This window comes from Prauserella sp. PE36, assembly GCF_003311655.1.
Taxonomy (GTDB): Bacteria; Actinomycetota; Actinomycetes; order Mycobacteriales; family Pseudonocardiaceae; genus Prauserella_A; species Prauserella_A endophytica.
This window is the reverse complement of sequence record NZ_QEQT01000054.1, coordinates 1-22,668: the sequence shown is the minus strand read 5'-3', so window position 1 is coordinate 22,668 and position 22,668 is coordinate 1. Positions and strand designations below refer to the sequence as shown.

The following is a 22,668-nucleotide window of genomic DNA, read 5'->3' as shown; positions in this document are numbered from 1 at the left end:
CGACATGACGAGCACGATCTCGCCTCAGGTGCGGATGGCCAACGACATCGCCGTGCAGTTCCGGCACCTGCCGGTCGACGAGGCGGCGAAGGCGATCGCCAACCACATCCGGATGTTCTGGGACCCGAGGATGAAGTCGGAACTACGCCGCCTGGTCGATGAGGACCCCACCTCCTTCGACCCGGTAGCCCTCACCGCCGCCAAGCAGGTCTGATCGGGGAGCAAGGGAGCTTTACTCCCGTCAAACGAGAGCAAAGCTCCCTTGCTCTCGTTTGGCGGGGGTGGGTGGGGCTCCGTTCGCGACAGCGGCGCGGGTCACCTGCGCGTCAGGCGGGGATGCGGAACACCGGGAAGCCCGGGGCGACGCGGCGCAGCTCGTCCTGCGGGGTCTTCGCGGTGATGTCCTCGAAGAAGGCGCCCGTCTCCCAGGCCCACTTCTTCAGGTACGCGTGGATCACGGGCGGCTTCTCGTCGTCGGACAGCTCGACCGGCTTGATCATCTCCACGCGTCTGCCCACGCGTAACTCGGCCTCACCCGCGACGCGCAGGTTGCGCACCCACTGCGTGTGCCCCCTCGGCGCGACGAGGTAACGCTCGCCCTCGAACGTCAGCAGGTTCACCGGCGTCGACCGCAGCTCGCCGCTCTTGCGGCCGCGGACGTAGAGCACCCTGCTGCCCCAGAGGCTCACGCCGAGCCGGGTCAGCAGCTGGACGGCGCTGTTGAACAGGTTGGTGGGGGCCTTGGGGCGGAGGTAGCGGTTCTCGTCGTACTGGGTCGCCATGATGTCTCCTTCAGTTCGAGAGCGGTGCTCTCTGTTGAGATCAGTGAACACCTTGGTCCACGAGGAGTCAAGAGCGATGCTCTCGAATTTGTGCACCGATCTCGCCAATGGCACACTGAGCGGCATGCCAGCCCACCGGACCGCGAGAGAACGAGCCCGTGCGGAGCTGACGGCCGCGATCAAGGACGAGGCCCGCAGACAGCTCGGGGAACAGGGCGCCGACGGCCTTTCCCTGCGCGCGGTCGCCAGGGAGCTCGGCATGGTGTCCTCAGCTCTGTACCGCTACTTCCCCAGCCGTGACGACCTGCTCACCGCGCTGATCATCGACGCCTACAACGCGCTGGGCGCGACTCTGGAGAAGGCCGCCGCGGGCACCGACGCACCGCGCGAGCGCTGGCGCGCCGCGTGCCATGGTCTGCGCGCGTGGGGACTTGCCAACCGGCACGAGTACTCCCTGATCTACGGCACACCGATCCCCGGCTACCGGGCTCCCCAGGACACCGTCACGCCCGCCAGGCGCGTGCCTGCCGTGTTCATCGGCGCCCTCCGCGACGCGTGGCGTGCCGGCGAGGTCAAGCCGCCTTTCAAGGGTCCGGAAATGTCCCCCGAGCTGCGCAGGCAGGTGGGCATCGTCCGCGCGCAACTGGCGCCCGACGTGCCGGAGGAGGTCCTCGCGCGGGGGCTCATCGCGTGGGTCCAGTTGTTCGGCATGGTCGGCTTCGAACTGGGTGGGCAGTTCGCGAACACGGTCGACCCCGCCGACGAGTTCTTCACCCACACCGTTGAGCAGATGACGCTGTTCGTGGGGCTCGGATAGGCGGCCTCAGCGCCGAACCGGCCTATGGTCGAGGGGACCAGCAGCAACGCCACGAAGGGAGCCGACATGGCCAGCCGCGACTCCACCACGCATTGGACCGGCGGACTCAACTCGGGCAAGGGCACCGTGACGCTCGACTCGTCCAACAGCGGGCAGTTCGAGGTCACGTTCCCGCGCCGGATCGGCGAGCCCGAGGGCACGACCAGTCCCGAGGAGCTGATCGCGGCGGCACAGTCGTCGTGCCTCGCGATGAATCTTGCCGGCGTCCTGGAGAAGGAGGGCCTCTCGCCAAGGACGATCGACGTCAGCGCCGAGGTGACGGTGACACCCTCCGGGGGCGGGCTCACCATCACCGGCATCGACATCACATTGCGCGCCGCGGTCGACGGCGTCGACGAGCAGAAGTTCCAGGAGCTCGCCGGTACGGCCAAGGAAACGTGCCCGGTGAGCAGGGCCCTCGCGGGCACCATGATCAACCTCGACGCCTCGCTCAGCGATTAGCTGCGACTCGGAACCGGCGGAGCCGCCTCGCGCCCGAACCGCCCATCGGCTCCGCCACGCAAGCCACTTCACAGACATCGCGAGGCCGGTGACCGGCATCGAGCAGTATGCCGGTCACCGGCTTCCGTCACGCGCGAGCCGGACCGAGCACGACCACGGAGTTGTGGCCGCCCATGCCCAGCGACGACTTCACGGTCAGCCCGCCGTCCACACCGAACTCACCGTGCAGCAGCTGCGGATGCGCCTCGGCCACGCTCGGTGGAGCAGGGATCACGCCGCGTTCATAGCCAAGAGCCGCCACCGCGACCTCGACCGCCGACGCCGCGCCCTGGCAGTGCCCGGCCAGCGGCTTCACCGAGTAGATCCCGGTGTCCGGACGGAACATCTCCTCCACGATCGCGGCCTCGACCCTGTCGCACTGCTTCGTGCCGGGGCCGTGCGCGTTGACGTAGCGGACTTCCTCCGCCGGCACCCGCGCGTTGTCGAGCGCCTCCACGAAACAGCGCCGCACCTCGGGAAACTCCGGGTCGATCGACGTCACGTGGTACGCGTCGTGGGACATGGCACCGCCGAGGGTGACCGCGTACGGCTTGTCGGAGCGGTTCGAAAGCACCATCCCGACCGACGCCTCACCCATCACGAAACCGCGGCTGCCCTCCTGGAAGGGACGACAGCCGTCGAGTGGCTCCCGGTTGGCCACCGCGACGCCGAGCCGAGTGAAATGCAGCACGTTCTCCGGCGTGAGCGACAGATCCGTGGCGACGAGCACGACGTCGTCCACGATCCCCGCGTCGAGCCACGCCTTCGCCGTGAGCAGTCCCGCGTTTCCCGAGGCACACATCGCCGACACGTTCATGGCGGGCCCGTGGAATCCGTACTCCTGCATGAACGTCGACATCGGAGTGGACGGCATGAGCGCCAGGTAATCCCGCAGTCGCAGTTTTCCCTTGTCGGTGACGTAGAAGTCCTTCCACAGATACGCCTCTCCGATCACGACGGCGTGCAGCAGACCGACCCGCCTGCCCGGAGTCCACCCGCGGCCCTTCGCGTCCTCGATCGCCTCGCGTGCGGAAGCGCGCATGGCACGAGCAAAGCGACCACGGCCGTCGGCGGGATCACCGCCTTCGGGCACCGCGGCGACCCAGGCGGACTCGTCCCGGTTCCGGCCGAAACCGCCGGTCAGCACGGCCGCGGACTTGCCGGAAACCAGGCCGTCCCACAGCATTTCCCGGCCCCAGCCATAACCGGTGACCGCACCGATGCCGCATATTTCGATTCCACGCGACACGTCCTTGTCCTTACTCACTTTCTCACCTTTCGTTTGGCGGATAGGCGGCTTCGCACTGCACAGTCCAAAAAAGTCCGCCTACTGTTTTGACGACGAAAGGCCGCGCCCGGGATGCCGCTAACGCGAAGTCGCCGCCGAATCCTCCTGTTCGCCTAGCGGCGAAACCGTGCTCTAATCGGGGTTCCCAGCACCACGCGGATGGACGGGACATGGAGGCGCGGACCCACGCAGAGGTGACCACCGGCACCGACCCTGACCACGAGATAGTCGCTGACCTGGCGCTCGCCGCCGGCTCGTCGGCCAGGTGGTCCGTCGGCGCCGGCGACGGCCGCGTTACGTGGTCGGCAGGGCTTGGCGCGATGTTCGGGCTCCCCGAGGAGGCCGAAGCCGACATCCGGCGCACGCTCCTGGAATTGATCTCACCGATCGACGTGACGCTGCGGAATGCTCCGCCGTGGGATAATTTCGAGCTTGAGCAGAGCCTCGAGACGCCGGAAGGCGAGGTCAGATGGATCCGGTTCCTGGCCCGACCTCGACCCGGCGGCACCAAGGCCGCACTTCTCGGGATTGCTACGGACGTGACTGAACGGCATGGCAGCGAGCAGGCGCTCGCCGACCTGGCCGACCGGTACCGGCTGCTGGTCGAGCTCAGCCCTGACGCGGTCTGCGTTCACGAGGGCGGCAAACTCGTCTACGTCAACCCGGCGGCACTGCGGTTCGCCGCGGTGGATTCGGCCGACGAGCTGCTGGGCAGGCCCATCACCGACTTCGTCGACCCCGCCTCGGTCCCCGCGATGCTGCACCGCATCGAGGGCCTGACCACCCCGGGCGCCACCTCGGAGCCCACCGAGGTGCAGCTCAAGCGCTTCGACGGCGACTCGATGCTCGTCGAGTCGGTGTCGGTGCGCACGACGTGGCAAGGCAGGCCCGCGTTCCAGGTCATCATGCGCGACATCACGGCGCAGAAGGCAGCCGAGGCGGCACTGCACTACCAGGCGGCGCTCGTCTCCCACGTCAGCGACGCGATCATCGCCACCACCGCCGACGGCATCGTGACCAGCTGGAATCCCGCCGCGGAGGCCGTGTACGGGCGGTCCAGCACCGAGGCCATCGGCAGGGACGTCGGCGAGCTCGTCGGCGCGCCGCTCGACCCGGAACGGGTGATGGCGGCGGGCGGCGTCGTCGAGGCCGACCACCGCACGGCGGACGGCTCGACACTGGCCATCCGGGTCTCCGCCGCCGAGATGCACGACGGCTACGTGCTCGTGTGCGCCGACGAGACGCCCCGGCGGCGGGCCGAGCGGCGGTACAGCACGGTGGTCGCCGCGCTCGACGAGGGCGTCGTGGTGATCGGCCCCGACGGGATGATCGAGTCGGCCAACCCGGCGGCGGCCAGGATCCTCGGTATGCCGAACACGGTGCTCAGGAAGTCGTCACCGACGAGGTTCCCGCTGTACGGCGAGTCGGGGGCCCGGCTCGCCGCGACGGAGTACCCGTTCTCCGAGGTACTGGCGACAGGGCAGGCGCAGAACGGGCGCGTACTGCGGCTGCAACGACCCGACGGCACCTACGTGTGGCTGTCCATGAGCTGCCGGCCGCTCGATCCCGACGCCACGCCCCCATCGACGGTCGTCACGTCGTTCACCGACATCACCGAGCGCAGGGCCATCGGCGAGCAGCTGGAGCACGACGCCACGCACGACCCGCTCACGGGCCTCGCCAACCGGACCCTCGTGCTGCAGCGGCTGGACGGCGCGCTGGCCGAGCCGGACCGCGAGGGCCTCGCGTGCGTGTTGTTCATCGACCTCGACAAGTTCAAGCTGATCAACGACTCGCTCGGGCACAGCACCGGCGACCAGGTGCTCCGCGTCGTCGGCCAGCGCCTGCGCCACTGTGTGCGCGCGACCGACCTGGTCGGCAGGCTCGGCGGGGACGAGTTCGCCGTGGTGACCTTCGACGTCTCCGGCGACACCGGCATCCGCTCGCTCATCGGGCACCTGCGGGCCTCGCTGACCAAGCCGATCGGCCTCGACGGCAGGCAGCTGCGCGTGGACGCGAGCGTCGGCATCGTCACCGCGGCGCCCGGCGACGCGCGCTCGGCCGAGGATCTCATCCGTGACGCCGACGTGGCGATGTACGAGGCCAAGACGCGGGGTCGCGGGCGGTACGAGTTCTTCGACGTCGAGCTGCGGGAACGCGTCCAGCGGCAGCTGCGGCTGGAGCAGGATCTGCGCGAGGCCGTGGTGGACGGCCAGCTGTGGATGGCCTACCAGCCGGTGGTGGACCTGCGGACGTGCCGGACCGTGGCCGTCGAGGGCCTCATGCGCTGGCACCACCCGACGCACGGCGCGATCTCGCCCGTCGAGTTCATCCCGCTCGCCGAGGAGAGCGACCTGATCAACCTCATCGGCGACTACATGCTCAGGACCACGACCGAGGAGATCGCGAGCCAGCGTGCCGCGCGGAACCTCGACACCCGGCTGACGGTCAACCTCTCCGCCCGGCAGCTCGACGACGCCGCGCTGGTGCCGACCGTGGAGGAGGCTCTTCGCCGCACCGGGCTGCCGCCGCAGACGCTGTGCCTGGAGATCACGGAAAGCGCGCTCATGAGGGACCCGGAGGTGGCGGGCGGGGCGCTGTCGGCGCTGCGAGGGCTGGGTGTGCGGCTCGCGATCGACGACTTCGGCACCGGCTACTCCTCGCTGGCCCAGCTCTGGCGGCTGCCGCTGGACACGCTCAAGATCGACCAGTCGTTCGTCGCCGGGATCGGACGGCCGGGCAAGTCCGAGGCCGAGGCGATCATCAGGGGCATCGTGACGATGGCGCACAGCATGGGGCTCACCGTGATCGCGGAGGGCGTGGAGACCGATCGGCAGCTCGAGGTGCTGCGGGAGCTGAACTGCGACCAGGCGCAGGGCTACCGCTTCGGCAGGCCGGTGAGCGCCGGGGAGCTGTTCCCCAGGATGGCCGGGTAGGCGTATATACTGAGTGACGTCACCGTATATACCGGGAGGCGTTCGTGGCGAAGGTACTGATCGACATCGACGACGAGGCACTGGCCGAAGCCTCGAGGCTCCTGGGCACCAAGACGAAGAAGGACACGGTCAACACCGCCTTGAGGGAGACCACGCAGCGCATCCGCCGTGCCAAGGCGCTGGCCAGGCTGGCCGAGCTGGGCGAGTCCGGGGCGTTTGACGAGCTGCTCGACAAGGAGTCCTACCGGCGGTGATCGCAGTCCGCTACCTGTTCGACACGAGCGCGCTGGTGCGCGTGCTGCGCGACGCGCGGGCGCGGGCGGGCTGGGAGCAGCAGATCGAGGCGGGGCTGGTGGCGACGTGTCCCCTGGTCGAGCTGGAGTTCCTGCACACGGCTCTATCGAAGGCGGACCGCGACCAGCTCGTGGAGCTGATCGGCGCGGCGTTCACGTGGCTCCCGGTTCCCGACGAGGTCTTCCGACGCGCCTTCGAGGTGCAGGACGCGCTGACGGCCGCGGGCACCCACCGCTCGGCCGGTGCCGTGGACCTGCTGCTCGCGGCGACCGCCGAGCTGGCCGGCCTCACGCTGGTGCACCACGACCACGACTTCGAGCAGATCGCCGAGGTCACCGGCCAGCCCGTGGCGTGGCTCGCGCCGCCGGGCTCGATCAGCTGACGGTCAGCACGAGGCTCCGCGGAGGTTCGCCTCAATGCAGTGAAGGCCACCTTCACTGCGTTCAATGCAGTGAAGGTGGCCTTCACTGCGGTCGGCTGGTCAGGTGGCGATCAGGACCTCCAGGGTGCGGGGGCCGTGCACGCCCTCCACCCGGTCCAGCTCGATGTCGCTCGTCGCCGACGGTCCGCTGATGAACGTCAGCGGGCGTCCCGGCTCCAGCCGCGCCAGCGCCTCCGGCACGCTCGTCACCACCTGGTCGGCTCGCACCACGCACAGGTGGTAGTCGGGCACCAGGCTGAGCATCCGGCGACCCTGCCCCGCACCCGCGTCGAGCACGATCGTGCCCGTCTCGGCGATCGCCACCGCGCAGCCCGTCAGCACACCGTCCACAGTGTCCAGTTCGGCGAGCGGAAGCGGCGGCTCGTCGGGCAGCCACGTCACCGCCGGGACGCGCCACTCCGGCGGCACGTCGGAGGGCACCGCCATCGTCGACACGGAACGGAGCGCGAGGCGGTCGGCGATCCTGTCCGGCAGCTGTGCCTCGGCGACGCGGTGCACGATCGCCTTGTAGTCGGTGACCCGCTCGTCCAGCAGTCCCAGCACGTCGGGCACCGTGCGCGTGCGCTCGTAGTCCCTCGGGATCGGCACCGGCGACGGGCGGTTCACGGCACGGATGCGGGCCAGGATCTCGTCACGAGCGCTGAACATGGTTCTTCCTCCACCACGCGCGGAACGACTCCTTCGGCACCGCGGGCGCGTCGCGCGAGTCCGTCCACTTCGCACCGGGCCCCGGCAGCCGTTTGATGCGCCCGTCGCGGGCGAGCAGCCGCGAGAGCGAGCCCGCCTTCTGCGCCGCCTCGTATCGCTTCGGGTCGGCGAACACCCACGCCGCGGCGGCCATCGCGATCGCCTCCGGGGTGCGCTTTCCCTTTGCCCGCACGGCTTCCGCACGCAGGTGGGTGAGCACCTCGGGGATGTTGATCCGCACGGGACACACCTCGTAGCACGCGCCGCACAGCGACGACGCGTACGGCAGCGACGCCGCCTGCTCGTCATGCATGTCCCCGGCGAGCTGCGGGGCGAGGATCGCGCCGATCGGACCCGGGTACACCGAGCCGTACGCCTGCCCGCCCGTGCGCTCGTACACCGGGCACACGTTGAGGCACGCCGAACAGCGGATGCACCGCAGCGCCTGCCGCCCCACCTGGTCGGCGAGCGTGGCCGTGCGCCCGTTGTCCAGCAGCACCAGGTGGAACCTCCTCGGCCCGTCGCCCGGCGTCACGCCCGACCACACCGAGGTGTAGGGGTTCATCCGTTCCGCTGTGGACGATCGCGGCAGCAGCTGCAGGAACACCTCCAGGTCCTGCCAGCTAGGCACGAGCTTCTCGATGCCCATCACGGTGATCAGCGTTTCCGGCAGGGTCAGGCACATGCGCCCGTTGCCCTCGGATTCCACCACCACGATCGAACCGGTGTCGGCGACCGCGAAATTGGCCCCGGAGATGGCGACCTTGGCCGACAGGAACTTTCGCCGCAGGTGCCTGCGGGCCGCCTCGGCGAGGTCGCGCGGCTCGTCCGAGGCGGGCTCCTCGGCCATGCCCCTGCGGAAGACGTCGCGGATCTCCGCGCGGTTGCGGTGGATCGCGGGCACGAGGATGTGGGAGGGCCGGTCGTCGCCGAGCTGCACGATCAGCTCGGCGAGATCGGTCTCCACCGCGCGCACGCCGCCCGCCTCCAGCGCCTCGTTGAGTCCGATCTCGGCGGTGGCCATGGACTTGACCTTCACGACCTCGTCGGCGCCCTCCGCACGCACGAGGTCGAGCACGATCCGATTGGCCTCCTCCGCGTCGCGAGCCCAGTGCACGACGCCGCCGCGCGCGGTGACAGCCTTCTCCAGCCGCACCAGGTACGTGTCGAGGTTGGCGAGCACGTCGTCCTTGATGGCCTCGCCCGCCTGACGCAACCGCTCCCAGTCGTCCAGTTCGGCCACGACGCCCGCGCGCTTGGTGCGGATGGTGGTGGTGGCCTTGCGCAGGTTGCGGCGCAGCTGCGTGTCCGCGAGCGCCTCGTTCGCGGCCTTGGGGAACACCGGGCTCCCCAGCCAGGTCACCGGGTTGCGGCCGCCCATGGCTCCTCCTCCGTGCTCGCCAGGATCTCCGCCAGGTGCACCGTCCGCACGCCCGTGCGCAGCCGCGACAGCCCGCCGCCGATGTGCATGAGACACGAGTTGTCACCGGCGCTGAGCACCTGCGCGCCGGTGTCCTGCACGCAGCGCATCTTGTCGGCCAGCATCGCCGTGGACGTCTCCGCGTTCTTGAGCGCGAACGTGCCGCCGAAGCCGCAGCACTGCTCGGCCTGCGGCAGCTCAACCAGCTCCAGCCCCTTCACCGCGCGCAGCAGGCTGAGCGGCTTGTCGCCGACGCCGAGCATCCGCAGCGAGTGGCACGTCGGGTGGTAGGTGACGCGGTGCGGGAAGTACGCGCCGACGTCGGTCACGCCGAGCACGTCGACGAGGAACTCGCTCAGCTCGTAGGTGCGCTCCACGGCGGGGCTCGTGCCGCACAGGCTCGGGTGGATCTCCCGCACCATCGCGCCGCACGAGCCCGACGGCGCAACCACGTGGTCGTAGCCCTCGAACGTCGCCGCGTAGTCGCGAGCGAGCGGGCGGGCGTGGTTGTGGTAACCGGTGTTGTAGTGCATCTGGCCGCAGCACGTCTGCGCGAGCGGGAAGTCGACGTCGCAGCCGAGCCGCGTCAACAGCCGGACCACGGCCTTGCCGGTCTCCGGGTAGAGCGTGTCGGTGAGGCAGGTGGCGAACAGCGCCACGCGTGGCGCGCTCATCCCAGCCCCGCCCGCTCGGCCGCCGTGCGCCACGCCGCCTGCTCTCCCCGCGGCTCGTAGCGGGCCAGCGGCGCGCTCGACGGCACGTCCGCGAGCACTCCGGCAGCCCTTGCCTGCACGAACACGTTGCCGAGCGCACTCGCCTCCACCGGGCCCGCGAGCACCGGGAGGCCGCACGCGTCGGCGGTCAACTGGCAGAGCGGCTCGTTGAGTGCCCCGCCACCGACCAAGTGCACGACGTCGAGCTCGCGGTCGGCGAGCCGCGCGGCCGTGCGCAGCGAGTCGGCATGCGCGAGCGCCAGCGACTCCAGGATCGTGCGCACGACGGCGGGCGGGGTCTCCGGCACCGGCTGCCCCGACTCGCGGCACAGCGTCGCGATGCGCGCGGGCACGTCACCCGGGGTCAGGAAAACCGGGTGATCAGCGTCCACAATGGACCTGAAAGCCGGTTCCCGCATCGCCGCCTTCAGCACGTCGTCGAGCCTAATGTCGTGCCCCCGCTCCCGCCAAACGCGTAGCGACTCGGTGAGCAGCCACAGGCCCATGGTGTTGCGCAGGAACCGCACCGTGCCGTCGATGCCGGCCTCGTTGGTGAAGTTGGCCCTGCGGGCCTCGTCGGTGAGCACGGGCGCGGGCAGTTCGAGCCCGGCGAGCGACCACGTGCCGCACGAGACGTAGCCGAACCGGTCGCCGAGAGCGGGCACGGCGGCCACGGCCGAGGCCGTGTCGTGCGAGGCCACGGCCACCACCGGCACCCCGCCGGGGGCGGTGCCGACCGGCTCGCCGGGCTGGCGCAACGGGGGCAGCAGCCCGGCGGGCAGGCCCACCTTGTCCGCGAGTTCCGTGGACCACTGGCGCGTGGTGGCGTCGAGCAGCGCCGTGGTGGACGCGTTGGTCACCTCGGCGCCGAACTCGCCGGTCAGCCGGTAGCCGATGAGGTCGGGCAGCAGCAGCATCGTCTTGCCGGACAGCCGCTCCTCCGGCTCGGCGAGCAGCTGGTAGATCGTGTTGAACGGCAGGTACTGCAGGCCCGTGATGCGGTACAACGTCTCGTCGTCGACCCGCTCACGAAACCGCGCCGCCATGCCGTCGGTACGCGGGTCGCGGTAGCAGCGCACATCGCCGTCGAGCCTGCCGTCCGCGTCGAGCAGGCCGTAGTCGACGGCCCACGAGTCGATGCCGATCGACACCGGCTCCGCGCCCTCGGCCTCGCGCAGGCCCGCGAGGATCTCGCCGTACATCTCCTCGACGTCCCAGCGCAGCCCGCCGCCGGGCCGCTCACGGGGCCCGGTGCGGAAGCGGCGCAGCTCCGTGAGGTCGATGGTCCCCTCGGTCACCCGGCCGAGCATGACCCGCCCGCTCGTGGCGCCGAGGTCGACGGCGACGAAAGCGGTCACCGGCCTACCTCGACCAGCGGAACGCCCAGCAGGCTCGCCACGGCGCGCAGCTCGGCGGCCCGGTGCCCGACACCGAGCGCCCAGTGGTGGGCGACGCCGCTGGCGGACCACTCGTCGGTCCATTCGCCGGGGTCGCGCCCGAAGTCGACGCGGCTCGTGGTGTTGCCGATGCGCATGAGCGGCCCGTCCACCACCTCGCCCTCCGACACGATCAGCGAGTACCGGCCCTCGCGGTCCTGGCCAATCCCGCACAGCGTCACCGGGCCGTGCGCGACGTCGAACTCGACGGACACACCCCAGCCGCGCTTGCCGTGGTAGACGCCGAGCCCGCGCAGCAGCGGCTTCTTCGCGCTGATCGCCAGGTGCGCGGGGCCGTCGTGGCCCATCTCGACGTGCCCGCGCTCGAAGTCGAGCGCCTGCAGCTCCGTGAACGACCCGCCCGCGCCGAGCACGTCCATGATCAACATCGCGATGCTCGTGCGCAGCTCGTACTCCCCGGCGGCCGGGACGCCGCGCGCGGTGAGCAGGCTCGCGCCGAGGATCATCCCGGCGCCGAGCCGCTCGTGGGTCTCCCCATCGAGGCCGCGGTGGTAGTAGGCGAGGCTGTCGAGATCGAAGTCGGCGACGAGCCGATCGAGGCCCACGGCCACCTTCGCGCCCCATTCGAGGTCCTCGCGGTTGACCGACGCGTCCAGCTCGAAGACCGACTCGGCCTCGGCGACCTTTGCGGCCACGTCGGCGTCGGTGACCTGCTCGACGCGCACGCGCAGGTCGTCGAACTCCAGCACCTCGACGTGCCCGCCGAAGTGGGCGTTGACCATGGTCAGGTCGGTGGAGACGTCGTACATGCCGGGGTAGAGATGCCCCATGAGCCCGTGCCTGCCGTGGCGCAGCACCTTGCGCACGGCGGCAGCGGAGATCCAGCGCCCGATCTTGGCCCACGCACGCTCGTCGCGCAGGTGCCCGGACACGCTGCGGAACTCCACGCCCGCGCGGCGGAACGCGTTCGCCATCTCCGGCAGCGGGCACGCGCCGCAGTAGGCGAGCCACTGCCCGGTGTCGAAGGTGGCGTGATCCATCGACTCGGTGGGCTGCAGGTTGATCAGCAGCACCGGAGCGCCGCTGCGCTGCGCGATCGGCATGAGCATCGTGGCCGTCATGTACGTCGTGAGGAACCCGACGATGAGGTCACAGCCCGCCGCGCGCAGCTTCTCGGCCGCGGCGGCGCCCTCCTGTGCGTCGGAGATGAACCCGACGTCCACGATCTCAGCATCGAAGCCGGTGATGCGCTCGCTCACGTACGCCGACGATTGCTTCAGCGTCGGCAACAGGTCGGGGAACTGCGGCCAGTAGGCACCCAGCCCGCCCGCGACCAGCCCGATCCGGGGCCGCCGCTTCGTGTCGCTCATGGAGCCTCCTCTGTCAAGAAAAGCCGGTCCGCCGATGCAGTGATGGCCACCTTCACTGCGTTCAACGCAGGCATGGTGGCCTTCACTGCATCAAGGCCCACCACGGAACGCCCACCCCGCAGTGAAGGCCACCTTCACTGCGTCCAACGCAGGCATGGTGGCCTTCACTGCATTCACCTCACCTCAGGAACGCGGCTGCGACACCGGCGTCGACCGGGATGTGCAGGCCGGTGGTGTGGGAGAGGTCGCCCGCGGTCAGCACGAACACCGCGCCCGCGACGTGCTCGGGCAGCACCTCCCGTTTGAGCAGGGTCCGCTTCGCGTAGAAGGCACCCAGCTCCTCCTCCGGCACCCCGTACACGGCCGCGCGCTGCGCGCCCCAGCCGGACGCGAAGATGCCGGAGCCGCGCACCACGCCGTCGGGGTTGACACCGTTGACGCGGATGCCGTGCTCGCCGAGCTCCGCCGCCAGCAGCCGCACCTGATGCGCCTGATCGGCCTTCGTCGCGCCGTAGGCGATGTTGTTGGGGCCCGCGAAGACCCCGTTCTTGCTGACGATGTAGACGATGTCGCCGCCAAGGCCCTGCGCCACCATCACGCGCGCCGCCTCGCGCGACACGAGGAACGAGCCGCGCGCCATCACGTCGTGCTGGAGGTCCCAGTCCTTCGCGCTGGTCTCCAGCAGCGGCTTCGACACGGACAGCCCGGCGTTGTTCACCACCAGGTCCACGCCGCCGAACGCGAGTGACGTGGCAGCCACCGCCGCGGCGATGCCGTCCTCGTCGGTGACGTCCACGGCAACGGCCACGGCCCGGTCGGTGTTGCCGATCTCCTCGGCCACCTCGGTCGCCGAGGAGAGGTCGCGGTCGGCCACGGCCACGCACGCGCCCTCGGCGGCGAGCCGGTGCGCGATCGCCCTGCCGATGCCGGAGCCGCCGCCGGTCACGAGGGCGATCCTGGTCGCGAGCGGCTTCGGCTTCGGCATCCGCCGCAGCTTGGCCTCCTCCAGCTCCCAGTACTCGATGCGGAACTTCTCCGACTCCGGGATCGGCGCGTACGTCGACACCGACTCTGCGCCGCGCATCACGTTGATCGCGTTGACGTAGAACTCGCCCGCCACGCGCGCGGTCTGTTTGTCGCGCCCGAAGCTGAACATGCCGACGCCGGGCACCAGCACGATCGCCGGGTCGGCGCCCCGCATCGGCGGCGAGTCCGGCGTCGCGTGCCGCCGGTAGTAGGCGGCGTAGTCCTCGCGGTAGGCCGCGTGCAGCTCCCTGACCCGGTCGAGCACATCGTCGATCGGCGCGCTGCCGGGGAGGTCCACCACGAGCGGTGCGACCTTGGTGCGCAGGAAGTGGTCCGGGCACGACGTGCCGAGCGCCGCGAGCGCGGGGTGCTTCTCGTGGGCGAGGAACTCGAGCACCTCGGGGCTGTCGGTGAAGTGCCCCAGCTGAGGCGAGTCGGTGGACGCGAGCCCGCGCAGCACGGGGAACAACAGTGCCGCGCGGGCTCGCCGCTCTTCTTCGGGAAGCGGCTCGTAGCCGGGCAGCGCCTTGCCGAACGGCTCTGGGTCGCCGTGCTCGGCGAGGTACGCCTCCGCGGTGCGGATGATCTCCAGCGAGTGCGCCTGGCACTGCTCGCTCGTGTCGCCCCACGCCGTGATGCCGTGCCCGCCGAGGACGCAACCGATGGCCTGCGGGTTTGCCTGCTTGATCGCCGCGATGTCGAGGCCCAGCTGGAACCCGGGCCGCCGCCACGGCACCCACACGACGCGGTCGCCGAACACCTTGCGGGTCAGCTCCTCGCCGTCCACCGCGGTGGCGATGGCGATTCCGGAGTCGGGGTGCAGGTGGTCCACGTGCGCCGCGTCGACGAGGCCGTGCATCGCGGTGTCGATGCTCGGGGCAGCGCCGCCCTTACCGTGCAGGCAGTAGTCGAACGCGGCGACCATCTCGTCCTCGCGCTCCTCGCCCGGGTAGACGTCCACGAGCGCACGCATGCGGTCGAGCCGCAGTACCGCGAGGCCGGTCTCCTTCAGGGTGCCGAGGTCGCCACCGGAGCCCTTGACCCACATCAGCTCCACCTCGGCGTTGGTCGCCGGGTCCAGGTCGGTGCCCTTCGCGGAGGCGTTGCCGCCCGCGTAGTTGGTGTTGCGCCGGTCGGCGCCCAGCGCGTGCGAGCGCGCGAGCAGATCGGTGACGGCCTGGTTGGTCATGTCACGCTCCCCATCCGGCGGCGGTGCCGCCCACGCGCTCGGCGACGATCCGCTCCGCGTAGCCGCTGCGCTTGTACGCGGACATCGGATCCGGGTCGAGGCCCATCTCCTCGCGCAGCTCCCCGAGCAGCGGGCGGACGTCCGTGGCGAAGGCGTCGGTGAGAATCCCGTTGGCGCCCAGCACGTCCCCGGCCTGCTGCGCCTTCCGCAGCGCGTCGGCGTCCACGAGCAGGGCCTTCGCCGTGGCCTCCTGGACGTTCAGCACCGAGCGGATCAGCGCGGGGACCTTCGGCTCGATGTTGTGGCACTGGTCGAGCATGAACGCGACGCCCGATGCCGCGTCGAGCCCACCGCCCAGCACGATCTCGACCATGATCCGGAACAGCTGGTACGGGTCGGCGGCGCCCACCATCAGATCGTCGTCGGCGTAGAACCGCGAGTTGAAGTGGAAACCGCCGAGCCTGCGCTTGCGCAGCAGGAACGCCACGATGAACTCGATGTTGGTGCCGGGCGCGTGGTGCCCGGTGTCCACGAGCACCTGCGCCTTCTCGCCGAGCTCGAGGCAGTGCGCGTAGCTGGTGCCCCAGTCGGGCACGTCGGTGGCGTAGAACGCGGGCTCGAAGAACTTGTACTCCAGCAGCATCCGCTGGTTCTCGCCCAGCCGCTCGTACACCGCGGCGAGCGCCTCCTCCAGCCGCGCCTGCCGGTCGGCGATGGAGTCCTGGCCCGGGTAGTTGAGCCCGTCCGCCAGCCAGATCGACAGGTCCCGCGAACCCGTCACGTCCATGATGTCGACGCAGTCGAGCAGGTGCCCGAGCGCCTTCTTCCGCACGGCCGGGTCCGGGTTGCAGACACTGCCGAGCCGGTAGTCGTCGTCCTGGAACACGTTGGGGTTGACGGCGCCGATGCGCACGCCCAGGTTCTCCGCGTGCTTGGCGAGGTCGGCGTAGTCGTCGACCCTGTCCCAGGGGATGTGCACCGCGACGCTCGGCGCGACACCGGTGAACCGGTGCACGGTCGCAGCGTCCGCGATCTTCTCGTAGGCGTCGCGCGGGATCCCCTCCTGCGCGAACACCTTGAACCGCGTGCCGGAGTTGCCGAAGGCCCACGAGGGGGTCTCGATGCGCTGCTCGCGCAGCGCGGCTTTAACGGCGGAGTAGTCGGACATGGAGCCCTCCCTCTTGTGGTGTGGATCAGTCGAGATGGAAGACCTCGGGCAGCGGCACGATGCCTTCGTCGGGCGCGCCGTCGAGGTTCTCGAAGAACTCGGCCATCTCGGCCTGCCACCTGGCGTTGACTTCCTTTGCTGCCATGCCTTCGAGTGCGGCGTCGAGGTCGTCGGTCTCGAAGTAGCCGACGAGCAGACCGTCCGGGGCGAGGAACAGCGAGTAGTTGCCCCAGCCGGTCTCCCGCAACGCCGCCCGCATCTCCGGCCAGACCTCGGCGTGTCTGCGCCGGTACTCGTCCATGCGGTCCGGCTTCACCCTGAGCAGGAAGCAGACACGCCGAGGTCCGGTGGCCATCAGAAGTCGTACTCGTCGATGTTGTCGGCGTTGAACGTGGTCGGCGGGCCGAGGATGATCTCCCCGTTCTTGCCGATCTTGCGCTCGCCGAGCTTGCCCGCCTTGAGGACCTCACCTTCCTTGCCGGTGATCTGGCCGGAGGCCAGCGCGGCTGCGGCGTAGCCCGCGAGGTATCCGAGCTGCTCCGGGTCCCACAGCGCGAACTCCTTCACCGTGCCGTCCTTGATGAACTGGCGCATCTGGTTCGGGGTGCCGAGACCGGTGAGCACCACCTTGCCCTTGTACGGCGACGACGAGATGTAGCGCGCGGCGGCCGAGATGCCGACGGTGGTCGGCGAGACGATCGCCTTCAGGTCCGGGTTGGAGGACAGCAGTGCCTGCGTCTCCTGGAAGGACTTCTGGTCGTCGTCGTCCCCGTATGCGACGGTGACCAGCTCGATGTCCTTGTACTCCGGCTTCTTCAGCTCGTCCTTCATGAACTCGATCCAGGTGTTCTGGTTCGTCGCGTTCGGGGTCGCGGACAGGATCGCGATCTTGCCCTTCCCGCCGATCTGCTCGGACACCATCTGGATCTGGGAACGGCCGATCGACTCGGAGTCGGCCTGGTTGACGAACACCTGGCGCGCGTCCACCGCGGCGTCGGAGTCGTAGCTGACGACCGCGATGCCCTTCGCCATCGCGTCCTTGAGCGCGGGAGCGACGGCGTTGGGGTCGTTGGCCGCGATCACGATCGCGTCCTGGTTCTGCTGCACCAGCGTGTTGATGTAGGAGACCTGCGACGACGCGGAGGCGTCCGAGGGGCCGACCTCCTTGCCGGTGCCCTTGAGCTCGGCGACCGCCGCGATGCCACCCTGGTCGACGATGTTCTCGTAGGGGTTGTCGATCTCCTTCGGCAGGAAGGCGATCTGCAGCCCCTCCTTGATCGGGGCGTTCGGGTCGGCGACCTTCTCGGAGTTCGCGCCGGATCCGCTGCCGGACTCGGCGCTGTCCTTGGTCGTGCCGCCACAGCCGGCCACCAGCGCGGCCGCGAGGCCCATGCTGGTCACCGCGAGCAACGCCCGCTTCCCGCTCCATCGGTGGTGGATCATCTTTGGTCCTCCTCGGGGGTGCCGTGCGGGGCGGCGGTCGCCCCCACGGGGTCTGGCAGGGTTTCCTGCGGTGGTGGTGATCCCGGTATCGCCGCCGCGGCCGGTGTACGCCGCCTGCGCACCAGGTTCGCGACCACGGGAACCAGAACCGAGATGATCAGCAGCAGGCCGTTGATCACGTTCTGGATCTCGTTGGTCACGTCGTTGAGGAACAGCACGTTGCGCAGCCCGGCCATCAGCAGCAGGGCGCTCGCGACGCCGACGACCGTGCCCCGGCCGCCGAAGATCGACACCCCGCCGAGCAGCACGGCCGCGACCGCGATCAACTCCATGCCGTTGGCGTTGTCGGCGCGGGCGCTGTTGTAGCGCAACGTGTAGACGAGCGAGGCGATCGCGCACAGGATGCCCGACACGATGTAGAGCACGAACTTGATGCGCTGCACGCGAATTCCGGAGAACCGCGCCGTCTGCTCGCCGAGCCCGATCGCATACAGCGAGCGGCCAACCGGTGTGTAGTGCACGACCACGGCGACGAGCACGCCGAGCAGCAGCACCACCAGCGTCGCGTACGGCAGGAACGTGCCGGGGATCTCCTCCGTCGCGATCGGACGGTAGACGTCGGGAAAGCCCGTGACCGCGCCGTCGCCGAGCACCACGTACGCGAGCCCCCGGTAGAGGCCGAGCGTGCCGATGGTGACCGCGAGCGCGGGCAGGGCGAACCTCACGATCAGCGTCGCGTTGAGCGAGCCGAGCACCGCGCCCGCGACGAGCACGATCGGCACGATCGACTCGAACGACATCCCCGCGTCCCACAGCACACCCGTGAGGGCGGAGCAGAAGCCGAGGATCGACGCCACCGAAAGGTCGATCTCGCCGGTGAGGATGATCGGCAGCAGCGCCAGCGCGAGCAGCGCGACCTCGGTGTAGTCCAGCAGCAGGAAGCTGATGTTGTCGGTCTCGGCGAAGCCGGGCGTGCTCGCCGAGCCCCACACGAACACGAAGATGCACAACAGCAGGAGGACCGACTCCCAGCGGAGCAGTTTCTCACGCACGGCGCAGGCTCCTTTCCTTCCGGAGGCGCTCGGCTAGTCGCACCATCACCGCCCGGTCCAGCGAGATCGCGAGCAGCAGCGCGGCGCCGTCGACGGCGCGCTGCCAGAAGGCGGGCACGCCGAGGATGGGCAGCGCGCTCGTGATCGTGGTCAGCAGCAGCGCACCGAGCACGGCGCCGAGCACCGTCCCGCTGCCGCCGAAGATGGCGACCCCGCCCACCACCACGGCCGCGACCACGGCGAGCTCGCGGCCGGTGCCGACCGAGGCGTTGATCGTGCCGAAGTACGACGCGTGCAGCACGCCCGCGAGCCCGACGAGCGCTCCGGACACGACGAACGCCGTGAACACCCGCTTGCCGGCGGGGATACCGGCAAGGCGCGCCGCCTGCGGGTTGGAGCCGATCGCGTACAGCTCGCGGCCGGAGCGCCAGTTGTGCAGCGCGTACGCGGCGATCACCAGTGCGGCCAGCGCGATCAGCGTGAGGTGTGGGATGCCCAGTATCGAACCGCTGCCGAACGCGAGGAAGCCCTGCGACATCTGGTCGGCGTTGATCTGGTGCACGCCCGTGGCGCTCGCCCAGCCGTAGTTGATGCCGCGGAAGACGTACAGCGTTCCCAGCGTCACCACGAGCGCGGGCACCTTCGCGATGGCCACGAGCGCCCCGTTGAACGCGCCGCACGCCGCGCCGAGTGCCATGCCCGCGAGCACCACGAGGATCGTTGGCGTGTCGTGGTCGGCGATGAACATCTGGCCCGACATGTAGGCGGTCAGGCCCATCACCGAGCCCACGGAGAGGTCGATGTTGCGCGTGATCACCAGGAGCGTCTGGCCGATGGCGAGCAGCGCGATGATCGACGCGTTGAGGAACAGGTCGTGGATGCCCTGCGCGCTCAGGAAGGACGGGTTGGTCGCTGTGGTCACACCCACCACGGCGACGAGCGCGACGACGATGCTCAGCTCACGCCCGGAGAGCAGCGCGCGAAGTCGGCTCATGCGGCACTCCCGTTGCCTGTCGCGGCGTACATGACGGACTCCTCGGTGGCCTCGTCGCGGGACAGCTCGGCGGTGATCCGGCCCTCGTGCATCACGAGCACGCGGTCGGCCATGCCGAGCACCTCCGGCAGCTCGGAGGAGATCAGCAGCACCGCCATGCCCTCGGCGGCGAGGTCGGACAGCAGCGCGTGGACCTCGACCTTGGCGCCGATGTCGATGCCGCGCGTCGGCTCGTCGACGATCAGCACCGACGGCTCGGTGGCAAGCCACTTGCCGAGCACGACCTTCTGCTGGTTGCCGCCGGAGAGCGTGGCGGCGGGGTCGGAGAGCCTGCCGAACTTCAGCGAGAGCCGCTCGCCCCACGTGCGTGCGAGCTCGCGCTCCCTCGACTGGCGGGTGAGCCCGCCCGGCGAGACCTGCTTCAGCCGCGCGAGGCTCGCGTTGCGCTCGATGGACAGCTCGAGCACGAGCCCCTGCTCCCTGCGGTCCTCCGGCACCAGCGCGATGCCCTGCTCGATCGCGGTACGCGGCTTGCTCTTCGGCAGTGGTTTCCCGTTCACCGTCACGGTTCCCGAGTCCCGGTCGTCCACGCCGAAGACGGCTCTGACCACTTCGGACCGGCCCGAGCCGACCAGCCCGGCCAGTCCGACGATCTCGCCGCGGCGCACGGAGAAGGAGATGTCCCGGTAGACACCGGCCCGTGTGAGGCCGTCGACCACCAGCACCTCGTCACCCACCTCGGTGTCGCGCTTGGGGAAGAGCTGCTCCACCGACCGGCCCACCATGCGGCGCACGAGCGTGTCGTTGTCGATGTCGTCCATCCGCTCGGTGACGACGAAAGAGCCGTCGCGAAGCACGGTGACCCGGTCGCACAGTGCATACATCTCGTCGAGGCGGTGGGAGATGAACAGCAGCGCCGCGCCGCGTTCGGCGAGTCCGCGCGCGACGCGGAACAACCGCTCGGCCTCCACAGCGGACAGTGCGGCCGTCGGCTCATCCATGACGATGGTCCGCGCGTCGGCGACCAGCGCCTTGGCGATCTCGATGATCTGCTGGTCGGCGATGGAGAGGCCCCGGGTCTGCCGCGCCGGGTCGATCGGCACGCCGAGCTGCTCGAACACCTCGGAGGCCCTGCGGTGCATGGCCCTGCGGTCGATGCGGCGGCCAGGGCGCAGCGGCTGGCGGCCCATGAACACGTTCTCGGCGACGGAGAGGTCGGGGAACTGGATGGGTTCCTGGTGGATGACTGCGACGCCGCGCTGCTGTGCCTCGCGCGGCGAGGAGAAACGCACGGGCTCCCCGTCGAGGAGGACCTCGCCGCTGTCGGGCTGGTGCTCGCCGCCGATGATCCGGACGACGGTCGACTTGCCCGCGCCGTTCTCGCCCGCCAGCGCGTGCACCTCCCCGGCACGGAGCGCGAGGGAGACGCCGCGCAGGGCGCGGACCGCCTGAAACGACTTGGTGACGTCGCGGAGCTCGAGTAGCGGCACGCCGGTGTGTTCCGGTGCTGCCACGATGTCCTCCTTCGGTGGAGATCGTGAAACGTTTCATTCACGAGTGGCGCTCAAGTTAGGCCGTTCCGGGCGCGTCGTCAAGACCCCGCTTGACGTGCCGTTTGATAACGATCCGGCAGGCCCCCTCGCGGCAGCTCGTGTTAGCTTGCTTCTGATCGCAGAATCCCTGGTGTGCAACCTTTCGGTTGAACGTTTCAGCACAGAGCGAGGCAGGGTATGTCGCCGATGTCGCCGAGCATCAAGGACGTCGCGGTGCGCGCGGGCGTCTCGGTCGGCACCGTGTCCAACGTCCTGAACCACCCCGAGCGCGTCGCCGAGTCCACCAGGACCGCGGTGCAGTCGGCGATCGCGGCGCTCGGCTTCGTCCGCAACTCCTCCGCGGCACAGCTACGGGCGGGCACCAGCCGTTCGATCGGACTCATCGTGCTCGACATGGCCAACCCGTTCTTCCACGACGTGGCCCGCGGGGTGGAGCAGGTCGCCGACGAGCTGGGCTACGCCGTGGTGCTGTGCAACTCCGACGACCAGACCTCCCGCGAGAACCGGTACCTCCAGGTGCTGGAGGAGCAGCGGGTGCGCGGGGTGCTGATCACGCCGATCGAGGTCAGCTCCGAGCGGCTCGACGCGCTGCGCAGACGAGGAACGCCCACGGTGCTCGTCGACCGGCACGACCCGAGGGTCAACTGCTGCTCGGTGGCCGTGGACGACGTCGTGGGCGGGGAGCTGGCAGGCGCGCATCTGGTGGCGCAGGGGCACGAGCGGATCGTGTACTTCTCCGGGCCGCTCGGGCTGAGCCAATGCGCCGACCGCCTCACCGGCCTGCGGCGGTCCGTCGCGGCGGCCGGCCTCGACCCGGACGCCGCGATCGAGGTGGTAGAGATCCCGGTGATGAACGCGCGCAGCACCCACGACGTCGCCCGCGCCCGGTTCGAGCAGGGCGAGCGGGCGACGGCGGCGTTCTGCGCCAACGACCTCATGGCGCTCGGCGTGCTGCGCGCCGCACTGTCCACGGGCAGGCGAGTACCGGGTGACCTTGCGATCGTCGGCTACGACGACATCGAGTTCGCCGCCGACGCGGCTGTTCCGCTCACGTCCATCCGCCAGCCGACGCAGCAGATCGGCCGGGCGGCCGCGCAGCTGCTCGTGGAGGAGTGCGACAACCCGGACACCCACGCCCACCAGCAGGTCATGTTCAAACCCGAACTGGTGACCAGGGAATCAACCCGGCACTGACGCGGCCCGCGAGTCCCCCGCTCCAGCCCGCGAGTCCCCCGCTCCAGCCCGCGAGTCCCCCGCTCAGGACACCGAGTCGCCCGCTCAGGACACCGAGTCGCCCGCTCAGGACACCGAGTTGTGCGCTCAGGACGCCGAGTTGTGCGCTCCCGCTCGCCCCGAACGGGCAACTCGCCAGCCCGAGCGGGGGACTCGCGGGACCGAGCGGGCAACTCGCGTGTCGGAGCGGGGGACTCGCGGGACCGAACGGGCAACTCGCGTGTCGGAGCGGGGGACTCGCGGGACCGAACGGGCAACTCGCGTGTCGGAGCGGGGGACTCGCGGGACCGAGCGGGCAACTCGCGTGTCGGAGCGGGGGACTCG

21 protein-coding genes are annotated in these 22,668 nt (G+C 70.0%); 7 read left to right on the top strand and 14 right to left on the bottom strand.

Going from position 1 to position 22,668, the window contains the following annotated elements; translation table 11 throughout:
- Nucleotides 1–4 precede the first annotated feature (4 nt).
- The gene (locus tag DI005_RS12985) at nucleotides 5–214 is read left to right on the top strand and encodes a formate dehydrogenase subunit delta (RefSeq protein ID WP_199542779.1); all 210 of its coding nucleotides are present in this window, start codon (nucleotides 5–7) and stop codon (nucleotides 212–214) included.
- A gap of 112 nt (nucleotides 215–326) precedes the next feature.
- Here the strand turns inward: DI005_RS12985 and DI005_RS12980 are convergent, their stop codons facing one another.
- The gene (locus DI005_RS12980; protein WP_112265161.1) at nucleotides 327–782 is read right to left on the bottom strand and encodes a nitroreductase family deazaflavin-dependent oxidoreductase; all 456 of its coding nucleotides are present in this window, start codon (nucleotides 780–782) and stop codon (nucleotides 327–329) included.
- Nucleotides 783–906: 124 nt separating this feature from the next.
- Between DI005_RS12980 and DI005_RS12975 the strand changes: the two genes are divergently transcribed.
- Nucleotides 907–1,599 (top strand): TetR/AcrR family transcriptional regulator, encoded by a 693-nt coding sequence (locus DI005_RS12975; protein WP_112266642.1) that lies wholly within the window; start codon nucleotides 907–909, stop codon nucleotides 1,597–1,599.
- 66 nt (nucleotides 1,600–1,665) lie between these two features.
- Complete coding sequence (locus tag DI005_RS12970) at nucleotides 1,666–2,100, top strand: OsmC family peroxiredoxin (RefSeq protein ID WP_113642256.1); 435 nt, start codon at nucleotides 1,666–1,668, stop codon at nucleotides 2,098–2,100.
- Nucleotides 2,101–2,227: 127 nt separating this feature from the next.
- Here the strand turns inward: DI005_RS12970 and DI005_RS12965 are convergent, their stop codons facing one another.
- Nucleotides 2,228–3,325 carry a beta-ketoacyl synthase N-terminal-like domain-containing protein gene (locus tag DI005_RS12965; protein WP_112266646.1) on the bottom strand — a complete coding sequence of 366 codons (1,098 nt, stop codon included), beginning with the start codon at nucleotides 3,323–3,325 and terminating at the stop codon, nucleotides 2,228–2,230.
- A gap of 272 nt (nucleotides 3,326–3,597) precedes the next feature.
- On the opposite strand from DI005_RS12965, the gene DI005_RS12960 reads away from it, so the two are divergent.
- Genes DI005_RS12960 through DI005_RS12950 form a run of 3 tightly spaced genes read left to right on the top strand, consistent with a single transcriptional unit; the run spans nucleotide 3,598 to nucleotide 7,039 of the window.
- The gene (locus tag DI005_RS12960) at nucleotides 3,598–6,363 is read left to right on the top strand and encodes an EAL domain-containing protein (protein WP_113642251.1); all 2,766 of its coding nucleotides are present in this window, start codon (nucleotides 3,598–3,600) and stop codon (nucleotides 6,361–6,363) included.
- A gap of 44 nt (nucleotides 6,364–6,407) precedes the next feature.
- Nucleotides 6,408–6,617 (top strand): type II toxin-antitoxin system VapB family antitoxin, encoded by a 210-nt coding sequence (locus tag DI005_RS12955; protein WP_112265165.1) that lies wholly within the window; start codon nucleotides 6,408–6,410, stop codon nucleotides 6,615–6,617.
- A complete protein-coding gene (locus DI005_RS12950; protein ID WP_113642250.1) occupies nucleotides 6,614–7,039 on the top strand; it encodes a PIN domain-containing protein in 426 nt (141 codons plus the stop codon). Before DI005_RS12955 ends, DI005_RS12950 begins: the two co-directional genes overlap by 4 nt.
- Before the next feature lie 99 nt (nucleotides 7,040–7,138).
- On the opposite strand, the gene DI005_RS12945 is transcribed toward DI005_RS12950, so the two are convergent.
- The 12 genes from DI005_RS12945 to DI005_RS12890 form a co-directional block, all read right to left on the bottom strand.
- The gene (locus tag DI005_RS12945) at nucleotides 7,139–7,747 is read right to left on the bottom strand and encodes a lactate utilization protein C (protein ID WP_113642249.1); all 609 of its coding nucleotides are present in this window, start codon (nucleotides 7,745–7,747) and stop codon (nucleotides 7,139–7,141) included.
- The gene (locus tag DI005_RS12940) at nucleotides 7,731–9,167 is read right to left on the bottom strand and encodes a LutB/LldF family L-lactate oxidation iron-sulfur protein (RefSeq protein WP_113642248.1); all 1,437 of its coding nucleotides are present in this window, start codon (nucleotides 9,165–9,167) and stop codon (nucleotides 7,731–7,733) included. Before DI005_RS12940 ends, DI005_RS12945 begins: the two co-directional genes overlap by 17 nt.
- On the bottom strand, nucleotides 9,146–9,880 hold the full coding sequence (locus tag DI005_RS12935) for a (Fe-S)-binding protein (protein WP_113642255.1): 735 nt from the start codon (nucleotides 9,878–9,880) through the stop codon (nucleotides 9,146–9,148). Before DI005_RS12935 ends, DI005_RS12940 begins: the two co-directional genes overlap by 22 nt.
- Nucleotides 9,877–11,277, bottom strand: a complete 1,401-nt coding sequence (locus DI005_RS12930; protein ID WP_113642247.1) for a rhamnulokinase family protein — start codon at nucleotides 11,275–11,277, stop codon at nucleotides 9,877–9,879. Before DI005_RS12930 ends, DI005_RS12935 begins: the two co-directional genes overlap by 4 nt.
- The gene (locus tag DI005_RS12925) at nucleotides 11,274–12,686 is read right to left on the bottom strand and encodes an L-fucose/L-arabinose isomerase family protein (protein WP_113642246.1); all 1,413 of its coding nucleotides are present in this window, start codon (nucleotides 12,684–12,686) and stop codon (nucleotides 11,274–11,276) included. The genes DI005_RS12930 and DI005_RS12925 overlap by 4 nt, the downstream gene beginning before the upstream one ends.
- A gap of 178 nt (nucleotides 12,687–12,864) precedes the next feature.
- Entirely contained in the window at nucleotides 12,865–14,901 is a 2,037-nt protein-coding gene (locus tag DI005_RS12920) for a bifunctional aldolase/short-chain dehydrogenase (RefSeq protein ID WP_113642245.1), read from the bottom strand.
- Nucleotide 14,902: 1 nt separating this feature from the next.
- Nucleotides 14,903–16,069 carry an L-rhamnose isomerase gene (gene rhaI, locus DI005_RS12915; protein WP_113642244.1) on the bottom strand — a complete coding sequence of 389 codons (1,167 nt, stop codon included), beginning with the start codon at nucleotides 16,067–16,069 and terminating at the stop codon, nucleotides 14,903–14,905.
- 25 nt (nucleotides 16,070–16,094) lie between these two features.
- Nucleotides 16,095–16,424, bottom strand: coding sequence for an L-rhamnose mutarotase (locus DI005_RS12910; protein WP_112265179.1), 330 nt, complete (start codon nucleotides 16,422–16,424; stop codon nucleotides 16,095–16,097).
- A complete protein-coding gene (rhaS, locus tag DI005_RS12905) occupies nucleotides 16,424–17,512 on the bottom strand; it encodes a rhamnose ABC transporter substrate-binding protein (RefSeq protein ID WP_112265180.1) in 1,089 nt (362 codons plus the stop codon). Before rhaS ends, DI005_RS12910 begins: the two co-directional genes overlap by 1 nt.
- Nucleotides 17,509–18,564 carry an ABC transporter permease gene (locus DI005_RS12900; protein ID WP_112265181.1) on the bottom strand — a complete coding sequence of 352 codons (1,056 nt, stop codon included), beginning with the start codon at nucleotides 18,562–18,564 and terminating at the stop codon, nucleotides 17,509–17,511. Before DI005_RS12900 ends, rhaS begins: the two co-directional genes overlap by 4 nt.
- Nucleotides 18,557–19,558, bottom strand: a complete 1,002-nt coding sequence (locus DI005_RS12895) for an ABC transporter permease (protein ID WP_113642243.1) — start codon at nucleotides 19,556–19,558, stop codon at nucleotides 18,557–18,559. The genes DI005_RS12900 and DI005_RS12895 overlap by 8 nt, the downstream gene beginning before the upstream one ends.
- Entirely contained in the window at nucleotides 19,555–21,072 is a 1,518-nt protein-coding gene (locus DI005_RS12890) for a sugar ABC transporter ATP-binding protein (protein WP_113642242.1), read from the bottom strand. Before DI005_RS12890 ends, DI005_RS12895 begins: the two co-directional genes overlap by 4 nt.
- A 225-nt stretch (nucleotides 21,073–21,297) precedes the next feature.
- Here DI005_RS12890 and DI005_RS12885 point away from each other — a divergent pair, with 225 nt between their 5' ends.
- Nucleotides 21,298–22,305, top strand: coding sequence for a LacI family DNA-binding transcriptional regulator (locus DI005_RS12885; protein WP_113642254.1), 1,008 nt, complete (start codon nucleotides 21,298–21,300; stop codon nucleotides 22,303–22,305).
- Nucleotides 22,306–22,668: the final 363 nt, after the last annotated feature.

What these genes read in the sequence shown, in the direction of transcription:
- rhaI (WP_113642244.1), bottom strand. Translation starts at nt 16,069, where the DNA reads ATGTCCGACTACTCCGCCGTTAAAGCCGCGCTGCGCGAGCAGCGCATC.
- DI005_RS12885 (WP_113642254.1), top strand. Translation starts at nt 21,298, where the DNA reads ATGTCGCCGAGCATCAAGGACGTCGCGGTGCGCGCGGGCGTCTCGGTC.
- DI005_RS12985 (WP_199542779.1), top strand. Translation starts at nt 5, where the DNA reads ATGACGAGCACGATCTCGCCTCAGGTGCGGATGGCCAACGACATCGCC.
- DI005_RS12935 (WP_113642255.1), bottom strand. Translation starts at nt 9,880, where the DNA reads ATGAGCGCGCCACGCGTGGCGCTGTTCGCCACCTGCCTCACCGACACG.
- DI005_RS12980 (WP_112265161.1), bottom strand. Translation starts at nt 782, where the DNA reads ATGGCGACCCAGTACGACGAGAACCGCTACCTCCGCCCCAAGGCCCCC.
- DI005_RS12920 (WP_113642245.1), bottom strand. Translation starts at nt 14,901, where the DNA reads ATGACCAACCAGGCCGTCACCGATCTGCTCGCGCGCTCGCACGCGCTG.
- DI005_RS12960 (WP_113642251.1), top strand. Translation starts at nt 3,598, where the DNA reads ATGGAGGCGCGGACCCACGCAGAGGTGACCACCGGCACCGACCCTGAC.
- DI005_RS12965 (WP_112266646.1), bottom strand. Translation starts at nt 3,325, where the DNA reads ATGCTGTGGGACGGCCTGGTTTCCGGCAAGTCCGCGGCCGTGCTGACC.
- DI005_RS12910 (WP_112265179.1), bottom strand. Translation starts at nt 16,424, where the DNA reads ATGGCCACCGGACCTCGGCGTGTCTGCTTCCTGCTCAGGGTGAAGCCG.
- rhaS (WP_112265180.1), bottom strand. Translation starts at nt 17,512, where the DNA reads ATGATCCACCACCGATGGAGCGGGAAGCGGGCGTTGCTCGCGGTGACC.
- DI005_RS12895 (WP_113642243.1), bottom strand. Translation starts at nt 19,558, where the DNA reads ATGAGCCGACTTCGCGCGCTGCTCTCCGGGCGTGAGCTGAGCATCGTC.
- DI005_RS12925 (WP_113642246.1), bottom strand. Translation starts at nt 12,686, where the DNA reads ATGAGCGACACGAAGCGGCGGCCCCGGATCGGGCTGGTCGCGGGCGGG.
- DI005_RS12970 (WP_113642256.1), top strand. Translation starts at nt 1,666, where the DNA reads ATGGCCAGCCGCGACTCCACCACGCATTGGACCGGCGGACTCAACTCG.
- DI005_RS12940 (WP_113642248.1), bottom strand. Translation starts at nt 9,167, where the DNA reads ATGGGCGGCCGCAACCCGGTGACCTGGCTGGGGAGCCCGGTGTTCCCC.
- DI005_RS12945 (WP_113642249.1), bottom strand. Translation starts at nt 7,747, where the DNA reads ATGTTCAGCGCTCGTGACGAGATCCTGGCCCGCATCCGTGCCGTGAAC.
- DI005_RS12975 (WP_112266642.1), top strand. Translation starts at nt 907, where the DNA reads ATGCCAGCCCACCGGACCGCGAGAGAACGAGCCCGTGCGGAGCTGACG.